The organism is Rhodanobacter sp. MP7CTX1, from assembly GCF_014205795.1.
Classification (GTDB): domain Bacteria; phylum Pseudomonadota; class Gammaproteobacteria; order Xanthomonadales; family Rhodanobacteraceae; genus Rhodanobacter.
Genome location: NZ_JACHCN010000038.1, coordinates 1 through 1442, shown reverse-complemented (window position 1 = coordinate 1442; position 1442 = coordinate 1). Strand labels below are relative to the sequence as shown.

1 protein-coding gene is annotated in these 1442 nt (G+C 58.2%); it reads right to left on the bottom strand.

Going from position 1 to position 1442, the window contains the following annotated elements; all coding sequences use genetic code 11:
• Positions 1–33: 33 nt before the first annotated feature.
• Positions 34–1391 (bottom strand): IS3 family transposase gene (locus HDE77_RS20215; RefSeq protein WP_184419720.1). Its coding sequence is split into 2 segments (ribosomal slippage): positions 34–926 and positions 926–1391, totalling 1359 coding nucleotides; the frame shifts between segments, so codons are not numbered across the junction.
• Positions 1392–1442: the final 51 nt, after the last annotated feature.

Genomic DNA, 1442 nt, shown 5'->3' with positions numbered 1-1442 from the left:
TGAACTGACCCCACAAAGTTGGACAGTTGAAAGCTAGGTACCGAAGGCCTGAGTCCGGTATTCCACCGGACTCAGGCCTTTTAGTTTGAGCTTGATGCGGTCGTGATTGTAGTAGCGGATGTAGCGGTCGATGCCCCGCTTCAGTTGCTCGATGCCGTCGAACCGATTCAGATGGAAAAACTCGGCTTTGAGCGTGCCGAAGAAGCTCTCCATGGCCGCGTTGTCGAGGCAATTTCCCTTGCGGGACATGCTTTGGGTTAGCGACCGATCCGCCAGCATTTTCCGGTAGGCCAACTGCTGGTATTGCCATCCCTGATCCGAGTGCAGCAGCGGCGCTTCCGACGGAGCCAAGCATTCGAAGGCTTTGCTCAGCATGGAACGCACCATGTTGAACACGGGGCGGGGGCTTGTCTGATAGGCCACGATCTCGCCGTTGTAGAGGTCCATGACCGGCGATAGGTACAACTTCTGCCCGTTGACCTTGAACTCAGTCACATCGGTCACCCATTTCTGGTTGGGTCGCTCGGCCTGGAATTGACGCTTGAGCTCATTTGACACAACAGCGCCCTCGGTTCCACGGTACGACTGATACTTCTTGATCCGCACCAACGACTTCAGACCCATCGCAGTCATCAAGCGCTGCACCACCTTGTGATTGATGATGTCTCCCGTCTGGCGCAGGGTGGCCGTGATCCGTCGGTAACCGTAGCGGCCTTTATGTCGGTCGTAGACGGCCCGGATCCGGCATTCCAAGTCCGCCTGCTCGCCGACCGACGTCATGGCCTGGACCTGGTAGTAAAACGTGCTGCGTGACAACTCGGCTGCCCTGAGCAACAGGGGCAGCGGATGCAATAGCCTTAATCCTTGGACGGCTTGCGCTTTTTGGCGCGTGTTGCCGTTTGCTCTTCCTGGATTAAGGCATCGAGTTTTTTTAAGTAGGCGGTCTCCGCACGCAGATACGCCAGCTCCTTGAGCAACTCCCCGCGGGTGAGCTCCTCGTCGGGCTTGAGAGCCGGGTCCATGGATTTTTTCGGGGGCATCCGAGGTTTTCGTTCGCAGGCAGGCGTCAGCGCGCCCAGATCGCCTTGATCATACTGGCGTTGCCACACGCCAATGATTCCAGGGCTGCGAATGCCAAACAGCGTCGCCGCTTGCCGGCGAGACAATCCCTCGTCACGCATCTGCTGAAGCACGCGCTGTTTGAAGGGGGCGTCATAGCGACTGTACTTCTTCGCCAAGCCCGCCCGGCCGTGTTCCCGGTAGCTGTCGACCCAGCGGCGCACCATCGAATGGTCCAGCCCATACCGGCTGGCTATCTCCCTCAATCCGGTGGTGCCTTGCGCACCTTCTCGGGCCACCTTGAACTTAAATCGCTCGTCGTACTTCGCCATGACAAACACCCCAGAGATTGGACGGGTGTCCAACTTCTGGGGTGCAGTTCA